This window comes from Ochrobactrum sp. SFR4, assembly GCF_019730395.1.
Lineage (GTDB): Bacteria > Pseudomonadota > Alphaproteobacteria > Rhizobiales > Rhizobiaceae > Pseudochrobactrum.
This window is the reverse complement of sequence record NZ_JAAPBB010001276.1, coordinates 1-241: the sequence shown is the minus strand read 5'-3', so window position 1 is coordinate 241 and position 241 is coordinate 1. Positions and strand designations below refer to the sequence as shown.

The window sequence follows — 241 nt, the reverse complement described above, 5'->3', positions numbered from 1 at the left end:
AACGCCATAATTCATCGTATGGCGGCACACGTGTTCCGGTGTTTATAACAACTGGCTTTCCCATCCAGTTATTATAAATTTCACATAATGGCAGCACATTGCGTGGCGGTACCGGCTTCATTGGCTGTCCGATAGCCGAGAGGCCTTTGACATAAACAGGGCTGCCATCTTCCGCTAAGCACAACATATCAATACGTGGCAGCTTATAGGTATAAGCAATAATGACATCGCCACCATCAGC

Annotated in this window: 1 protein-coding gene; it reads right to left on the bottom strand. The window is 46.9% G+C overall.

The annotated features are described in order from the left end of the window. A partial coding sequence (locus tag HBA93_RS23125) for a DUF4815 domain-containing protein (protein ID WP_221724787.1) occupies nucleotides 1–241 on the bottom strand: 241 nt, incomplete at both ends.